The 13735-nt window shown below is 65.8% G+C and carries 18 protein-coding genes and 1 pseudogene; 8 read left to right on the top strand and 11 right to left on the bottom strand.

Features of this window, described 5'->3' with window-relative positions; genetic code table 11:
* Window positions 1-4: 4 nt before the first annotated feature.
* Genes GNX96_RS51280 through GNX96_RS12775 form a run of 5 tightly spaced genes read right to left on the bottom strand, consistent with a single transcriptional unit; the run spans window position 5 to window position 3148 of the window.
* The gene (locus GNX96_RS51280) at window positions 5-163 is read right to left on the bottom strand and encodes a hypothetical protein (protein ID WP_279580179.1); all 159 of its coding nucleotides are present in this window, start codon (window positions 161-163) and stop codon (window positions 5-7) included.
* Complete coding sequence (locus GNX96_RS12785) at window positions 160-855, bottom strand: carbohydrate ABC transporter permease (protein WP_279580178.1); 696 nt, start codon at window positions 853-855, stop codon at window positions 160-162. Before GNX96_RS12785 ends, GNX96_RS51280 begins: the two co-directional genes overlap by 4 nt.
* Window positions 856-860: 5 nt before the next feature.
* Complete coding sequence (locus GNX96_RS12780) at window positions 861-1820, bottom strand: carbohydrate ABC transporter permease (protein ID WP_279580177.1); 960 nt, start codon at window positions 1818-1820, stop codon at window positions 861-863.
* The gene (locus tag GNX96_RS51275) at window positions 1789-2202 is read right to left on the bottom strand and encodes a type 2 periplasmic-binding domain-containing protein (RefSeq protein WP_279580176.1); all 414 of its coding nucleotides are present in this window, start codon (window positions 2200-2202) and stop codon (window positions 1789-1791) included. The genes GNX96_RS12780 and GNX96_RS51275 overlap by 32 nt, the downstream gene beginning before the upstream one ends.
* Window positions 2183-3148: an extracellular solute-binding protein gene (locus tag GNX96_RS12775; protein WP_279580175.1), complete on the bottom strand. Its 966-nt coding sequence runs from the start codon at window positions 3146-3148 to the stop codon at window positions 2183-2185. Before GNX96_RS12775 ends, GNX96_RS51275 begins: the two co-directional genes overlap by 20 nt.
* Before the next feature lie 237 nt (window positions 3149-3385).
* Between GNX96_RS12775 and GNX96_RS12770 the strand changes: the two genes are divergently transcribed.
* On the top strand, window positions 3386-4627 hold the full coding sequence (locus GNX96_RS12770; protein ID WP_163568249.1) for an ROK family transcriptional regulator: 1242 nt from the start codon (window positions 3386-3388) through the stop codon (window positions 4625-4627).
* On the opposite strand, the gene GNX96_RS12765 is transcribed toward GNX96_RS12770, so the two are convergent.
* A complete protein-coding gene (locus tag GNX96_RS12765) occupies window positions 4589-5071 on the bottom strand; it encodes a hypothetical protein (RefSeq protein ID WP_279580174.1) in 483 nt (160 codons plus the stop codon). The genes GNX96_RS12770 and GNX96_RS12765 overlap by 39 nt on opposite strands.
* A gap of 378 nt (window positions 5072-5449) precedes the next feature.
* Between GNX96_RS12765 and GNX96_RS12760 the strand changes: the two genes are divergently transcribed.
* The 3 genes from GNX96_RS12760 to GNX96_RS12750 are packed head-to-tail and all read left to right on the top strand — an operon-like array spanning window position 5450 to window position 7157.
* A complete protein-coding gene (locus GNX96_RS12760) occupies window positions 5450-6313 on the top strand; it encodes a helix-turn-helix domain-containing protein (RefSeq protein WP_163568247.1) in 864 nt (287 codons plus the stop codon).
* Window positions 6306-6503 (top strand): DUF397 domain-containing protein, encoded by a 198-nt coding sequence (locus GNX96_RS12755; protein WP_163568246.1) that lies wholly within the window; start codon window positions 6306-6308, stop codon window positions 6501-6503. The genes GNX96_RS12760 and GNX96_RS12755 overlap by 8 nt, the downstream gene beginning before the upstream one ends.
* Window positions 6504-6560: 57 nt before the next feature.
* Window positions 6561-7157 (top strand): hypothetical protein, encoded by a 597-nt coding sequence (locus tag GNX96_RS12750; RefSeq protein WP_163568245.1) that lies wholly within the window; start codon window positions 6561-6563, stop codon window positions 7155-7157.
* A gap of 182 nt (window positions 7158-7339) precedes the next feature.
* Here the strand turns inward: GNX96_RS12750 and GNX96_RS12745 are convergent, their stop codons facing one another.
* Complete coding sequence (locus tag GNX96_RS12745) at window positions 7340-7765, bottom strand: hypothetical protein (protein WP_163568244.1); 426 nt, start codon at window positions 7763-7765, stop codon at window positions 7340-7342.
* 50 nt (window positions 7766-7815) lie between these two features.
* Entirely contained in the window at window positions 7816-9567 is a 1752-nt protein-coding gene (locus GNX96_RS12740; RefSeq protein WP_279580173.1) for an MFS transporter, read from the bottom strand.
* 117 nt (window positions 9568-9684) lie between these two features.
* Here GNX96_RS12740 and GNX96_RS12735 point away from each other — a divergent pair, with 117 nt between their 5' ends.
* The gene (locus GNX96_RS12735) at window positions 9685-10659 is read left to right on the top strand and encodes an Lrp/AsnC family transcriptional regulator (protein WP_279580172.1); all 975 of its coding nucleotides are present in this window, start codon (window positions 9685-9687) and stop codon (window positions 10657-10659) included.
* Here GNX96_RS12735 and GNX96_RS12730 read toward each other — a convergent pair.
* The 3 genes from GNX96_RS12730 to GNX96_RS51265 form a co-directional block, all read right to left on the bottom strand.
* Window positions 10656-11534: a glycoside hydrolase family 76 protein gene (locus GNX96_RS12730; protein ID WP_279580171.1), complete on the bottom strand. Its 879-nt coding sequence runs from the start codon at window positions 11532-11534 to the stop codon at window positions 10656-10658. The genes GNX96_RS12735 and GNX96_RS12730 overlap by 4 nt on opposite strands.
* Window positions 11416-11751, bottom strand: a complete 336-nt coding sequence (locus GNX96_RS51270; protein ID WP_279580170.1) for a hypothetical protein — start codon at window positions 11749-11751, stop codon at window positions 11416-11418. The genes GNX96_RS12730 and GNX96_RS51270 overlap by 119 nt, the downstream gene beginning before the upstream one ends.
* Window positions 11752-11894: 143 nt before the next feature.
* Window positions 11895-12209 carry a TetR family transcriptional regulator C-terminal domain-containing protein gene (locus tag GNX96_RS51265; RefSeq protein WP_279580169.1) on the bottom strand — a complete coding sequence of 105 codons (315 nt, stop codon included), beginning with the start codon at window positions 12207-12209 and terminating at the stop codon, window positions 11895-11897.
* On the opposite strand from GNX96_RS51265, the gene GNX96_RS51260 reads away from it, so the two are divergent.
* The 3 genes and pseudogenes from GNX96_RS51260 (at window position 12202) to GNX96_RS12715 (ending at window position 13675) form a co-directional block, all read left to right on the top strand.
* A complete protein-coding gene (locus GNX96_RS51260) occupies window positions 12202-12363 on the top strand; it encodes a hypothetical protein (protein ID WP_279580168.1) in 162 nt (53 codons plus the stop codon). The genes GNX96_RS51265 and GNX96_RS51260 overlap by 8 nt on opposite strands.
* A gap of 201 nt (window positions 12364-12564) precedes the next feature.
* Window positions 12565-12966, top strand: a pseudogene (locus tag GNX96_RS63320) (FAD-dependent oxidoreductase); the annotation flags it as partial.
* A 346-nt stretch (window positions 12967-13312) separates the two neighbouring features.
* Window positions 13313-13675 carry an FAD-dependent monooxygenase gene (locus tag GNX96_RS12715; protein WP_163568243.1) on the top strand — a complete coding sequence of 121 codons (363 nt, stop codon included), beginning with the start codon at window positions 13313-13315 and terminating at the stop codon, window positions 13673-13675.
* Window positions 13676-13735 lie beyond the last annotated feature (60 nt).

Below are 13735 nucleotides of genomic sequence, written 5' to 3'. Positions count from 1 at the left end.
TCACTCAGCCCTTGACCGCACCGGACAGGGCGAACGCGCCGCCCAGCACCTTGGACACGACCAGGTAGAGCACCACCACCGGGACCGAGTAGAGGATCGAGTACGCGGCCAACTGTCCATATTGGACCTGGCCCTGCTGACTGAAGAAGTTGAAGATGCTCACCGCCGCGGGTTGCTTGTTCGGGTCGAGCAAAAGGATAAACGGCACGAAGAAGTTTCCCCAGGACATGATGAAAGTGAAGACCACCGCACCACCGCCATGCCGGGCAGCATCAGCGGGATGACCACCGATCGCAGCGCCTGCAACCCGTTCGCGCCATCGGTCCACGCGGCTTCTTCCAGACTGACCGGCACCCCGTCCATGAAGCCTTTGGTCAGCCAGATCGAAAACGGCAGCTGGGTGGCCGACAGGAACAGCGCCGTACCAGGAATCGAGTCCAACAGGTTCAGCTGCACGAACAGGCTGTAGACCGGCACCATCACCGCGGTGATCGGCAGGCACGTGGTGAACAGGATGATGTAAAGGAAAAGGCGGTTGAACCGCAACTGATAACGCGACAACGGGTAGGCCGCGAGCACCGAGACGATCATCGTCAGGATGGCCGAGCCGCCGCACATCAACAGCCCGTTGGCCATCGGCCGCAGCGTGATGTCGACCGTGAGTACGGCTGAATAGTTGGCGAAACTCGGGTGCGTCGGCCAGGCGACCGCCAGCTGCGCACCCGGGTCGAAGGACGCCAGGATCACCCACAGCAGCGGCGCGAGGAAAGCCAGCGCGATAGCCGCCAGAATGATGTAGACGAGGGTCGCGGACGTCGCCCGGCGGGCGGACGTGACCCCGAAAGTGACCGCCATGGGGCTCAGATCTCCGGTTTCAGTACGCGCATGTAGATCGCCGAGAAAATGCCGCCGACCGCGAGCAGCACGAAGGCGATCGCCATGCCGTACGCGAGGTCGGAGAACTTGAACGCCTGCTGGTACATCAACAGTGCCAACGTCTGGCTCTTGGTGCCGGGGCCGCCGGCCGTCATCGCGAAGATCAGCGTGAAGACACCGAGCGTCTGCAGGGTGATCAACATCAGGTTGGTCATGATCTGGCGGCGGATCAGCGGCAGCGTGATATACCAGAACCGCTGAAAAACTCCGGCGCCGTCGACCTGCGCCGACTCCTGGATGTCCGGTGGCACCTCACCGAGCGCGGCCGAATAGACCAGCATTGAAAACGCCGTGCCACGCCAGACGTTGGCGAGGATCACCGCCAACATCGGGGTGGTGTAGAGCCAGTTCTGGCTGGCGAGGCCAAACCAGTGCAGGATGTTGTTCAAAGTGCCTTGCTGGTTGAGAAACGCGTACCAGATGAAGGCCGCGACAATCTCCGGCAGCACCCACGCGGCGAGTACGACGGTGCCGACCACCGACCGGATCACCCGGCCCCGGCCCTGCATCAGCACCGAAATCAGTAACCCGATCAGGTTCTGCCCGACGATCGCCGACCCGATCACGAAGACCAGGGTGAGGATCACCGCGGAGGTCAGCTGCGGGTCGGCGAACATCCGCTGGAAGTTGGCCAGCCCGACGAACTTGACGTTCTGCGCGCCGACACCGGTGAGCGCGGTGTTGGTGAAAGCGCTGTAGAAGCACCAAATGATCGGGCCGGCGACGAAAAGCAGAAGCAGCAGAAGCGCCGGGCCCATCGGGCCGAGCCAACGCAGCGTGCCGCGGCTGCCGGGCCGGGCGTGCCCGGCCGGCGCGCGGCGCGCGCCGCGTCGACGGTGGTGGTCGCCGTCATCAGCCGGCGGCCACCGCACTGGCGCCGACAATGCCCTTCACCGCGGTCGCGTACTGCTGCACCGCCGCGTCAGGCGTCGCCTGGCCGCTGACGACGGCTTCCTGGGCGACCTGGATTTCGTTGGAGATCTGCGGATACGGCGGCAGCGCCGGCCGGTACTGGGTGATCGGTACGAGGCTGGCGAAGAACTTCGCGGTCGGGTCGCCCTTGCCATAGCTCGGGTCAGAGGCCACGTCCGTACGCACCGGGATCTGCGTCGCGCTGATGTCGTAGTAGAGCGCGTTTTCCTTGTTCATCGCGGTGGAAATGAACTTGAACGCGAGATCCTTGTTGGTCGACTTGGCGCTCATCGCGAGCGTCCAGCCACCGGACATGCTGATCTTTCCGGGCGCCTCACCGTTCTGCGTCGGCATCGCCGCGTTGCCCATCACCTGCGACCACTGCGCCCAAGGTGCGGCCGGTCGGCAGCGGCAGCCAGGTCTGCGGCATCCATGAGCCGTCCAGGTCGATCGCGAGCTTGCCCTGCGGGAGCAGCTGGCCGCCGACCTGGGTGCCGATGCTCGGCGACAGCGCCTGCTGGGGGCTCGGCGCGAGGCCCTCGCTGTAGATCGTCTTCTCGAAGTTCAACGCGTCGGTGAAGCCCTTGCTCGGCGCGATCCACTTCTTGGTCTTGTCGTCATACAGCTTGTTCGCGGTGCCGTACAACAACATTTCGTGGCCCTGCATGCTCGACTGCTCGCCGCCGGCCTTGCCGACATAGACGTTGAGCGGGATCACACCAGGCACCTTGGCCTTGATCGTACGAGCCGCGGCCAGAATGTCCGCCCAGGTCTTGGGCTGCCAGTCCGCCGGCAGGCCGGCCTTGGCGAAGATCTGCTTGTTGAACCAAAGCGCGCGGGTGTCGGTGCCCATCGGCACGCCGTACACCTTGCCGTCGGTGCCGGTCGCGGATCCCTTGGAGGCGGGCAGGAACTGGCTCCAGTCGGCCCATTTGTTCACGTACGAATCAAGAGGCGCGAGATAGCCGGCCTGGATGTCCGAGTTGATGGTGAAAGTGTCTTCGTAAAGCACGTCCGGAGCAGTCGCGGCGGACCGCTGCATCAGTGCGAGCTTGGTTTTGTAGTCCGCGTCGTTGCCCTGGATCGGTACGAGCGTGACCTTCTTACCCGGGTTCGCGGCCTCGAACTGCGTCTTCACCTTCTTGAAGAGCGCGTCGCCCTGGATAAAGTTGCCGAACTTCTGGTACGCGATCTTGATCGTGTTCGCGTCTCCGGAGCCGCCGTCGCCGCAACCGGCGGTGGTTACGGCGACGGCGGCGATCCCGGCGGCCATCGCCGCCGCGGCGAGCCTGCGCCCCATCTGGCACAACCTTTCTCAACTTGCCTGACCCCCGTACCCGCTTCGGCGCGCGCACGGTTGCTTCCGGTGTGACCTGTGACGCACACTAAAGCTAATCGATTTATAAAGTCAATGGAGCAAGACCGCCACTCAGGAACCCGCGAGAGACATACATCGACATACCCGATAACACCGTTTCGCGGCCGGGAGTTGTCTGCCTACAGTGAGCTGTCCAACGCCGGAAAGTGAGGTCACCGAATGCGCAGCGGTACCAATCTGCCCAGAGTGGGGGGATTCAACCGTTCGGTGATCCTGGATACCATCCGCCGCTCGCCTGAGGGCGTCAGCCGAGTGGAGATCGCCGGGGCCACTGGGCTGTCCGCGCAGACCGTGTCGAATATCGTTCGCCGGCTGCTACAGGAAGATCTGGTGACCGAAACCGGTCGCGCCGCCTCCACCGGCGGGAAGCCGCGGACGTTGCTACGGACGAATCCCACCGCGTACTTCTCGGTCGGCATCCACATCGACCCGGACACCATCACGTTGGTCGCGACAGACCTGGACGGGAGCGTACGAGGCACGGTGCATCGACGAACGCCCCGAACTCCGAGTGCGAACCAAGTCGTCCGACAGGTCGCCGGGGCCGTCCGGGGTTTGCTGGAGCGGGCCCAAATCCCGGTCGACCGGTTGCTCGGTCTCGGGGTGGCCTGTCCTGGACCGCTGGATCTGTCTCGCGGCCTGGTGTTGTCCCCACCCAACCTGCCCGGTTGGCATGAGGTGCCTCTTTTGGCTTATCTACAGGAAGAATTCGGCGTACCAGTGGTGGTCGACAACGACGCCACAGCGGCCGCTATCGGCGAGCGCTGGGCGGGCGCCGGCGGTGCGCGGATGGGCAGCTTCGCGTTTCTCTACTTCGGCACCGGGGTGGGCGGCGGCCTGTTCCTCGGAGACCAGGTGTGGCGCGGAAACTCCGGCAACGCCGGCGAGTTCGGCCACATCACCGTGGTCCCGAACGGGACGCCGTGCTTTTGTGGCAACAAAGGCTGCCTCGAGGCGTACGTGCGCCCGCACGCCATCGTCGCGGAAACCGCGGCCGCGCTGGAAAAACGACCCGCGGACCCACTGCCGCTAAAACTGGAGCCGAGTCGGGAGTTCGCCGACTACGAGCTGATCTGCCAGGCCGCCGGCACCCATCCGGTGGCCCGGCAAGTCATCCAGCGGGCCGCCGCGAAGGTCGCGATCGCCGCCACCAGCCTGGTGAACGTGGTCGATGTGGAACGTATTGTGCTGGGCGGCAAGGGCGTCCGGTATGTCGTCGACGCGTACAAGGCCGCGATCTCCGAGGCCGTCAACTCGCGCAGCATCGCCCGTGGCGTACGCACCGTCCAGGTCGAGCCGTCGCTGATCGGTGAGGACGCCGGCGCCCGCGGAGCCGCCGCCCTGGTGCTGGACGGCGCGTACTCACCGCAGCTCGCCACCCTTTTCTCCCGCACCGACTGACTCGACGTATTCGGAAAGGCTTTTGAGCGACTCCATCGAGTCGAAGAGATAAATGGTCGCCAGGCTGACATCCACCCGGAATGCCTCACGGTCGCGCGCTGCCTGAAGCCGGCTCGGCATGAGAAGTAATCGCGAGGCCTGGCCCAGATGCCCGGCCCGCCACGCCAGATATGCCAAATACGCCTGCGAGTCGGTGGTCGCCGGCGCCTGTCGCTCCGTCGCGAAGTCAACCGTCGCCGGAGTCGTCGGTCCCTCGCCGAGCCGGCGGCGCCTCGACCGTACGCCCCCCATTTGCTCGCTATTACCGCGTAGACCGACGCGATGAGCGTGCCAGTCACCACGTTGCCGATCAGTTCTTCCACCGTGATCGGCCTGCCGGCCAGCCGATAGTAGGCCAACGGCCCGGCGGCCGCCCAACACCAGAGGTTCGCCCTGCCGCGCCACACCTGCGATTTCGACGGCGAGATCTCCGACTCGGCGCGGGCGCGCAGCAGGCTGGCCGCGCTGGCCATCAGCAGGCTCGCCGATTTCGTGTGGATAACGTACGTGTCGTCGACCGTACGCAGGAGCGCGCGAACCTCGTCGACCTGGCGCGCCCAATCCCACGCGTCCCGCGCCGATTTGCCAACGGTCCCGTTCCGTCTGCTGCTTGCTCATCACGCTCCCGAGTTCGACCGCTCCTTTGCGTAGTCGCGACCTAACCAGCTATAACCTCGTGATGCAACGTTGCATTTTCAAGGTTCGGTAGGTAACGGATCGACCGTTGGGCGATGTTGTGTTTTGGATGCAGTACGACGTACCGGCGTGCAACATGGAAGGGTGATGACCGTGCCGAGTGAGCAGGGTTCGACGGTGCCGCGGCGGCGGCTGGGGCGTGAGCTTCGGCGGCTCCGCGAGGCCGCGCACATCACGATCGAAGCCGCGACGGACCAACTGGAATGGTCCCGGCAAAAAATCTGGCGGATCGAACGCGGCGAACCGGCGATGCGCGCCCTCGACGTCGAGGCGATGTGCAAGATCTACGGCGCTCCGAAAGACCTCACCGAGGCGCTGAAAGCACTGGCGAAGGAGACAAAAGCCAGAGGCTGGTACCACGCGTACGGCGACGTGATCCCGAAATGGTTCGAGATCTACATCGACCTGGAAACCACCGCAAGCCTCCAGGAGGTCTATAACGGCGAACTCGTGGATGGGCTGCTGCAGACTCGTTCGTACATTGAGGCCATCCTGCGCACCTCGACCGTTCACACCGCAGCCGACATCGAGCGAATCGTCGAGGTCCGTATTGCCCGCCAGTCGGTTCTGGGCAACGACGGCAAGAAATTCGACTTCATCCTGAACGAAGCCGCTATCCGGCGCCCTGTCGGCGGTCCGCTGGCTATCGGGCACCAGCTCAGGCAACTGGCGGCCATGAGCGAGCACAGCAACATCTCGATTCGAATCCTGCCGTTCGCTACCGGTGCACATGGCGCGATGCTCGGCTCGTTTCGGGTGTTGGATTTCCCGGCCGACAGTGAGCCCGACACCGTCTATATCGAACAGCTGACCGGTGCTCTGTATCTGGACAAGGCCCACGAGCTCGAGCCCTATCGCGACCAGTTCAGAAACATCGGAAATCTCGCGCTCGACCAGCGGAAATCACGTGACCTAATACTCGCGGCGGAGAAGGAGTTCTGTAGTGGATAGCCGAAATCACCTGACGTGGCGGAAGAGCCGCCGCTCCGGCAACAACGGCGGCGCGTGCGTCGAGGTGACCCAACTCCAGAGCGACGATCTTGTCGTACGCGACAGCAAGCTCGGCGACATCTCACCGTTGCTGACGTTTACGACGACCAACTGGCGAACCTTCGTCGAGGCCATAAGAACGTCCCACTAACGCGCCAGCCTGCTCTACGATGACTTGCAGCAAGCATCCGTGAGCAGGGAGACACAAGTGCCCAAGATCGTCGTACCTGTCGGCTACCCGATGGGCATCAGCCACCCGGCCGACGACGCAGGCGAGCCCGCTTACTACGAAGTTCTCGTGGGTCAGGACCAGGCAACCTTGACCGAATCGGGCCAACGACTCTGGTCTCTCGCGTTCAGCGATCACGACGCCCACCGCGAGCAGCGGTTTACGCTTCAACATCTGGAGAATCTCGCGCAGGCGAACGGGATCAGTGACCCCGACGTGATGGGATCGCTCCTCAAGAGCGGCTTGCTGGTGGAATTCGAAGTCGGCGAGCGCTCTAGCATCGACTTCCTGAAACACCACAATCTCCACCCCAACGGTATGGGGGTGGGCAATACTCCGGACGATCCGTCGATGTTCAAGATCGCCGTCGGCGGACAGGTGGTTCTGACGTTGCACCACGATTTGTACGTGCTGTGGTCAGGATCGATCCGGTTCCCGTCGATGTGGGACCAGGTGCGCAACTATCAGAAATATCGCACCGGCGCTCCCCTTTCGGGCGAGCAACTCGGCTATCTGTTCGCCGCCACGGTGCCAGTCATTCTGGCCGCAGGCGCAGGTTATCTGGATAGAACATGAGCGACCACGCCCCGTTACGACGAAGAGATCCGGCCAGGGGCCGGTTCTCGGCGGCATATTGGAAGCGCTGGGCAACAGATCACCCTATCGCGGCCCGGGCTATAGGCATCGCCACCAACACCATGCGGACCGTCGCGACGAGCGCAGCCACGTACCTCATTTCCACGCCCATTGCGCAGTTTTCAGCTGTGCAGATCGCCCACCTTGTCGGCGGCGCGACCTACTTCGGAAGCAACGTGGCCGAAAGTAGTGCCGGTATTGTCGCCGTCACGCTGACTGCGACCAGCGGACTTGTGGCCAGCGGGGTCCTCCCGACCTGGAAAGATCTGCGTAACCGGAACCGGCCACCAGCACCGGGAGATCCTGCTGGGGATGACGATCCAGATGACCGGATGGATCGGGTGGACAAGACCGCGACCGAGGCGCGGCAGCAGGCGACTCGGGCGAACAGCCGGGAAGACGTGTCGCAGCGCCGGATCACCGACTTGGAACAGACGATCAGTAGTCAACAGACCCAGCTCTCCAGCCAGGAAGCCGAAATCCAACAGCTGAAGGCGGCCGTTAGCCAGTTGCTGAACGCACAGTCCGGTACGCAGGAGCAGATCCATCGGATCACCAGGGACATGGGTGCGCTCTATGTTCGGCAGGAGCAGACCGATCAGAAAGCGACCGCGGCAAGCCAAAAAGCGGACCTTGCCGACTCGCGGGCCATCCTCGCCCGGAACGAGGTGGGGGACGTACAAACGCACCAGCTGCTCCAGGATGGCCGGCTGGACCAGTACGAACGGGACCTGAGCAGGCTCGACCAGACCGGCGCCACCCCGCCCGCGCCGCCGGTGGCTGGGTCGGAGCCCTTGTCGCCGCAGATGTCCGAGCAGCTACGCCGGCTGAACGACCGCGCCAACCGACAGAACCAGCAGGCGTCCACCCACCGGTCACCGCAGCCACCGCCCGGACCTCCCGACCCGCAACCGCCGCGGCCCACCCGCCCCAGCGGTCCCCGCCACTGACCTACCCAGTCAGCCGATCCGTCCCGGGGCTTCGCATCAGGGCAGCCGCGGCCACCGTGGCGACCAACAGTCCCGCGCGGCCACCCAGAATGCGAGTCGTACGGCCACCAGACCGCCGGCCCCGCCTGCGTGCTGAGGAAAATGCTGCCCAGTAAGGCGATCCCGAGCGTGCCGCCCAATTGCTGGACAGCGTTGATAAGGCCGGCCGCTGACCCGGTCTCATGTGGACGTACGCGATGCAGCGCGGTGGTGAAGAACGGCACGGTGAACATTCCGAGGCCGAGGCCAGTGACCGCGAGGGAGCCGAGCAACGGCCACGGGTACACACCGACCGTGCTCGTCGCGTAGACCGCGATCGAAGCAACCACACCGAAAAGCATCGTCGCGAGACCAACGAACATCACCTTGGAACCGTACCGAGGCACCAGATATGCACCGGCTATCCACGAAGAAGCAGCCATGGCGCACGACCAGGGCAGCAGGGTGAGCCCGGCAGTGAGTACGTCCGCGTGCAGGCCGAGCTGCATTTGCAGCACGACCACCAGCATCAATCCGTTCGTCACAGCGAAAAACAACAACGTCGAGGTCACCAGTGCGGCCGGGAATCCCCGCTGCCGGAAGAGGCTCAACTCGATCAGTGAGCCACCGCCGCGTTGCTGGAATGCGAACCCGACAAGCACAGTGATACCTGCGACAAAGGCGATCCAACCGGCGTCGCCGGCCTCGATGAGCGGATAGACGATCAGGCCCGTACCAACGACTACCAGGGCGGTGCCGAGCACATCCAGGCGTGGCCGGCTAGCCGCGCGGTCGTCGAGCATCAGCGGCGACGCCAGTAGCACAGCGATGCCGAGCGGGACGTTCACGAGGAACACCATCCGCCAGGAGGACCCGAAGAGATCGGCGTGGGTGAGGACTCCGCCCAACAGCGGCCCGCACACCGCGGCCAGCCCCATCACCGGACCGATCGAGCCCAGTGCGCGCGCCATCTCCGTCCCGTCGAACATCGCCCGGATCAGACCGATGGTCTGCGGGATCACCACCGCGGCCGCGGCGCCCTGGACGGCCCGGGCCGCGATCAGCAGGCCGGCCGTGGGCGCGAAAGCGCAGCACAGCGAGGCGATCACAAAGCCGGCGACGCCGAGCTGGAAGATCCGCTTGCGTCCGAGGATGTCGCCGAGCCGTCCGCCGGTGATCAGCAGGACCGCGAACGGCAGCGTGTACGCGGCGCTGAACCACTGGATGTCGGACGCCGGCCCCGGCAGATCCGCGTGCATGACCGGGGCTGCGACCTGCACGATCGTCGCGTCGAGCAGGTTCATTGCCTCGGCCACCAGCAGCGATGCCAGGGACGCCCACCGCCAGCGGTAGAGCGGCGGCGCCAACATCTCATTCGACATGACTTCCTCCTCGTACGTCCGCACCAGAGAATGCCGTCGCGCCACCATGACTTTCCACAGACGGTGCATAACTTGTGGATATGTTCCATACTGAGGCTCTATATGAAGGATCTGTGCATGCTTGACGACCTCGACCGGGCGTTGATCCACGCGCTGCATGTCGACGGTCGAGCGCCGTTCAGCCGGATCGCGGCGATCACCGGTGTATCGACCCAGACGGTCACGCGTCGCTATGCACGGCTGCGTACGGACGCGGGCCTACGGGTGATTGGCCTGGTCGACCCGGGCAGAGCCGGCCGGGCGCAGTGGCTGGTGCGGCTGACCGCGGGGCCGAACACCGCGCAGGACCTCGCGTATGCGCTGGCCAGGCGGACGGACACCTCGTGGGTCAAGCTCACGTCCGGTGGCACCGAGATCGTCTCGATCGTCCACACTCGTACCGGCGAGGCCGGCGACCTGCTGCTTCGGGACATCCCACGGACCGCGAGCATCACCGCGGTCTCCGCGCATTACGTCCTGCACACGTATCTCGGCGGCCCCAGCGCCTGGCGAGGCCGGGCGAACACGCTCACCGACGAGCAGCAGGCGGAACTGGCCCATCGGAATCCGACTGAGCGCCGGTTGCCCGAGGCAGCAGTCACCGACGGGGATGCCGACCTGTTGACCGCGCTGCAGCGGGACGGCCGGACCAGCCAGGCCGAGCTGGCGGCGGCCACCGGCTGGTCGGCGGCGACGGTGGCGCGCCGGATCGCCGACCTACGGGCCAGCGGCGCGATTTTCTTCGACGTGAACGTCCATGATGCTCAGCTGGGCGCGTCCACGCAGGCCCTGCTCTGGATGGCTGTCACCCCGGCGCACCTCGACGAGGTCGCGCACACTCTGGCCGGCCACGACGAGCTCGCTTTCGTGGCCGCCACCACGGGTCGTACGAACCTGGTCGCGCAGGCGCTCTGCCCGGACCCGGGCTCTTTGCATTACTACCTCACGCACCGACTTGGCGCGTTGGACGCGATCCACACCCTCGAGACCGCGCCAGTGCTGCGGACCGTGAAGGCAGCGGGGCCACTGAGCCCCGCCGCCCGCAGGGTTTAAGCCAACTTCAGGTAAGCAGCTCGCGGCCAGGCCAGCAGCGCGTACGTCTGCACCATGGAACCCTGCTGCAGCAGAGTCACCGGCTGGGTCGGGTCGAAATGGAACAGGCCGGTGGCCGGATCGCGGTACGTCGTCCAGACCTGGTCGGCGTAGCCGGCCATCGCGGCTCGGTACGACGGGTCCGGGTGGACGGCATCCAGAATCAGCAGGTTCTTGAAGAAAATCGAGTTGAACTCCGCCGGCTGCCCGGTGAATCCCTTGCCAGACTGGTAAAACGCCAGCGCGGCCGAGGCGATCGAACGAGCGCTGCGCAGGTATTTCGGATCGTGCGTTGCCACGTAAAGCAAGGTGCTGGCGCCCAGCATCACGCCCTGGTTGTAGCTCCACTGGGTTTTCTCGATGGTGCCGGCCAGATCGATGTGATCCCAGTAGAGACCGTTCGGCGCCAGCAGGCAGCCGTTGGCCCAGTCGTACATCCGCTTCGCCCAGTCCAGGTAGGACTTTTTGCCGGTCAGCAGGTAAAGATGCAGACCGAGCTCGGCGCCCGGTCCGTTCGACACGGTGTTGCGGTCCTGGCTCCACGGCGCCTGCGTCCAGAAAACGCCACCAGCGCAGGGATGGGTGGTGTCGGTGTCCCAGCCGTGCGTCACCAGCTGGAAAGTCTGGGCGGCGCGGGCCAGCGACGCGCGGTTGCCGGTGCTCTTGAAGTTCTGGATCAGCGACAGGCCGATCCACTCGTTGTCGTCGTAGAACTTGTCACCGCCCTGGCCGAGCGGCGGTCGTACGTACGAGTCGTAGCCGGGCGGGGTGGTGCCCGCGTTCCCAGTACGGCGCGTAGCCGGCGATCCGGGCCTTCGCCTCGGCGTCGTACGCATATCCGCGGCCGGGAATGCCGGCCAGGTTCAGCGCGCCGATGGTGGCCTGCGAATACGGCCAGACGTACGAATAGGGATTGTTGGTGGTGGCGTTCGGATACTGCTCCAGCAGCAGTCCGTTGCTGGTGCCGAAATACTTTTTCAGCGCCGCGTATGACGAAGCCGCTCGGTCGGCGGCGCTGCTGGCGGGCGCCGCGGCGGCTGGCTGGACAGCCATTCCCCGCGGTCAGCGCGAGCCCCAGGCCGGCGGCGAGCACCGGCCTTATCAGGCGTTTGAACACGACCATCACCCTTCCGAAACATTCTGGTAACGTTCCCAGACTGTGCCCGTACGACCAGATGCCGTCAAGGGCACCCCACTCACTCCAGCGGGCACATAGCGGTCAATAGCTCACGAAGGTCCCCCACCAGCTCCGCCTCGGTGGGCAGCTGACCGGAACCGGCCCCGGCGAGGGCGTCGAACAGGACACCGTCGCAGAAGGCGACCAGCATCCGGGCGTGCCGCGGCGGGTCGTCCGAGCCGAGCCGGGTGACCAGCGCGGTCGCCATCCGGCGCAGCCCGCGACCGCCGAGCACCAGGCTGGCGCGCAGGGCCGGCTGCCGGTTGGCCTCCAGAGACAACTCGTAGCGGGCCAGCATCCGCACCCGCGACACCGTCAGGAAGTCGGTGAGCATCGCCGCTATCGCCGTCGCGGCCACCGCCACCCCGGCCCGCCCGACCGGACGGCAGCGGGACCGCGGTGTTCGGCGCCTGGTCCAGCGCGCCCGCCTCGTCGATCTCCACCAGTCGCACGACCACCGCTTCCAGCAGGGCCTCACGCGTACGTAGGTAATAGGACGTCGAGCCCGGCGGCAGGTCCGCGGCGGCGTCCACCGCCCGATGCGTCAGCCCCCGCACGCCGTGGATTCCGAGCACCTCGATGGCCGCGTCGGAGATGGTCCGCATCCGCGCGGGCCGGGAACGAGGCACCCAATAACTCTACCAATGTAGAGCCGCGATCGTTACTCTACAAATGTAGAGGAGGATCAGATGGACAAGATTCGTACAGCGGTGATCGCCGGCGCCGGTATCGGCGGCCTCACTGCCGCGACCGCGCTGATCCGGCGCGGCTGGCGGGTAACGATCTACGAGAAGGCGGCCTCGCTGGACCCGGGAGGCACCGCGATCGCGTTGGCGCCGAACGCGCTGCGCGCGCTGCGAGTCGAGTCGATCGGCGTGGATGTACAAGCCCGGTCGACGCCCCGGACGACCGGCGGCCTGCGGACGCCTAACGGCGACTGGGTGATCCGTACGGACGAACACCTCGGCGACGGTCTCGCCGTGTTGCCCCGAGGCGAGCTGATCGACCTGCTCCGGCCCGCGGCCGCCGACCTGCGGCTGGATACCACCATCACCGGCGTCACCGCGAAGTCGCTGGTCACCGACCGGGGTGAGGTCGAAGCCGACCTGATCGTGGCCGCCGACGGCATCCGGTCCGTCGTACGGCAGGGCCGGTTTCCGAAGCATCCGGGGCTGCGTTACGCCAACTACACAGCCTTCAGGTTCGTCGCTCCTTTCGACACCGACGGCATCCTCGCGAGCGAGACCTGGGGGCGCGGCGCGCGGTTCGGGATCGTGCCGATGTCCGCAGGTCAGGTGTACTGCTACGCCGCTCTGAACGCGCCGGCCGGGCGACCGTACGAGGACCCGAGGGCGGAGCTTCGCCGGCGTTTTCGGCGGCTGGCACGCTCCCATCGGCGCGCTCATCGAAGCAGCTGTCGAGGTACTGCAGCACGACGTGTACGAGCTGACCCGGCCGCTTCCGGCGTACCACTTCGGGCCGATCGCGATCCTCGGCGACGCGGCGCACCCGATGACTCCGGACCTCGGGCAGGGCGGCTGCCAGGCGATCGAGGACGCGGTGGTGCTCGCCCAGGTCCTGGAAGGAGGCGCGGTTCGCGACCGACTGCCCGCCTTCACCGCCGCCCGGCATCGACGGACCGTGACCATCGTCCGGCAGTCCCGCCGAATGGCCCGGGTCGGCCAGCTGTCCACCCCGCTCGTGGTTTCCGCCCGTACCGGTGCGATGCGGCTGGTCGGCCGGCTGCCGGCCCGCTTCACCGAGCGGGCCCTGTCTCCCGTCATCGACTGGCGCCCGTGACCCACCGTGACCCCGGTGTCGGCCGCATGGACTCCATGCGTGCGTCGACCGCACGCATGG

The sequence above is a fragment of the Fodinicola feengrottensis genome (assembly GCF_010993775.1).
Taxonomy (GTDB): domain Bacteria; phylum Actinomycetota; class Actinomycetes; order Mycobacteriales; family HKI-0501; genus Fodinicola; species Fodinicola feengrottensis.
Note: the sequence above shows the minus strand (reverse complement) of the source record. Positions and strands in the feature narration are given on the sequence as shown.

Coding starts and splice junctions, on each gene's coding strand:
- GNX96_RS51270 (WP_279580170.1), bottom strand. CDS start 11,751: ATGGCTGTCCAGCCAGCCGCCGCGGCGCCCGCCAGCAGCGCCGCCGAC.
- GNX96_RS12785 (WP_279580178.1), bottom strand. CDS start 855: ATGGCGGTCACTTTCGGGGTCACGTCCGCCCGCCGGGCGACGTCCGCG.
- GNX96_RS12770 (WP_163568249.1), top strand. CDS start 3,386: ATGCGCAGCGGTACCAATCTGCCCAGAGTGGGGGGATTCAACCGTTCG.
- GNX96_RS12760 (WP_163568247.1), top strand. CDS start 5,450: ATGACCGTGCCGAGTGAGCAGGGTTCGACGGTGCCGCGGCGGCGGCTG.
- GNX96_RS12730 (WP_279580171.1), bottom strand. CDS start 11,534: ATGCGTACGACGCCGAGGCGAAGGCCCGGATCGCCGGCTACGCGCCGT.
- GNX96_RS12775 (WP_279580175.1), bottom strand. CDS start 3,148: ATGGGGCGCAGGCTCGCCGCGGCGGCGATGGCCGCCGGGATCGCCGCC.
- GNX96_RS51275 (WP_279580176.1), bottom strand. CDS start 2,202: ATGCCGACGCAGAACGGTGAGGCGCCCGGAAAGATCAGCATGTCCGGT.
- GNX96_RS12735 (WP_279580172.1), top strand. CDS start 9,685: ATGCTTGACGACCTCGACCGGGCGTTGATCCACGCGCTGCATGTCGAC.
- GNX96_RS51265 (WP_279580169.1), bottom strand. CDS start 12,209: ATGCTCACCGACTTCCTGACGGTGTCGCGGGTGCGGATGCTGGCCCGC.
- GNX96_RS12745 (WP_163568244.1), bottom strand. CDS start 7,765: ATGGATCTGCTCCTGCGTACCGGACTGTGCGTTCAGCAACTGGCTAAC.
- GNX96_RS12740 (WP_279580173.1), bottom strand. CDS start 9,567: ATGTCGAATGAGATGTTGGCGCCGCCGCTCTACCGCTGGCGGTGGGCG.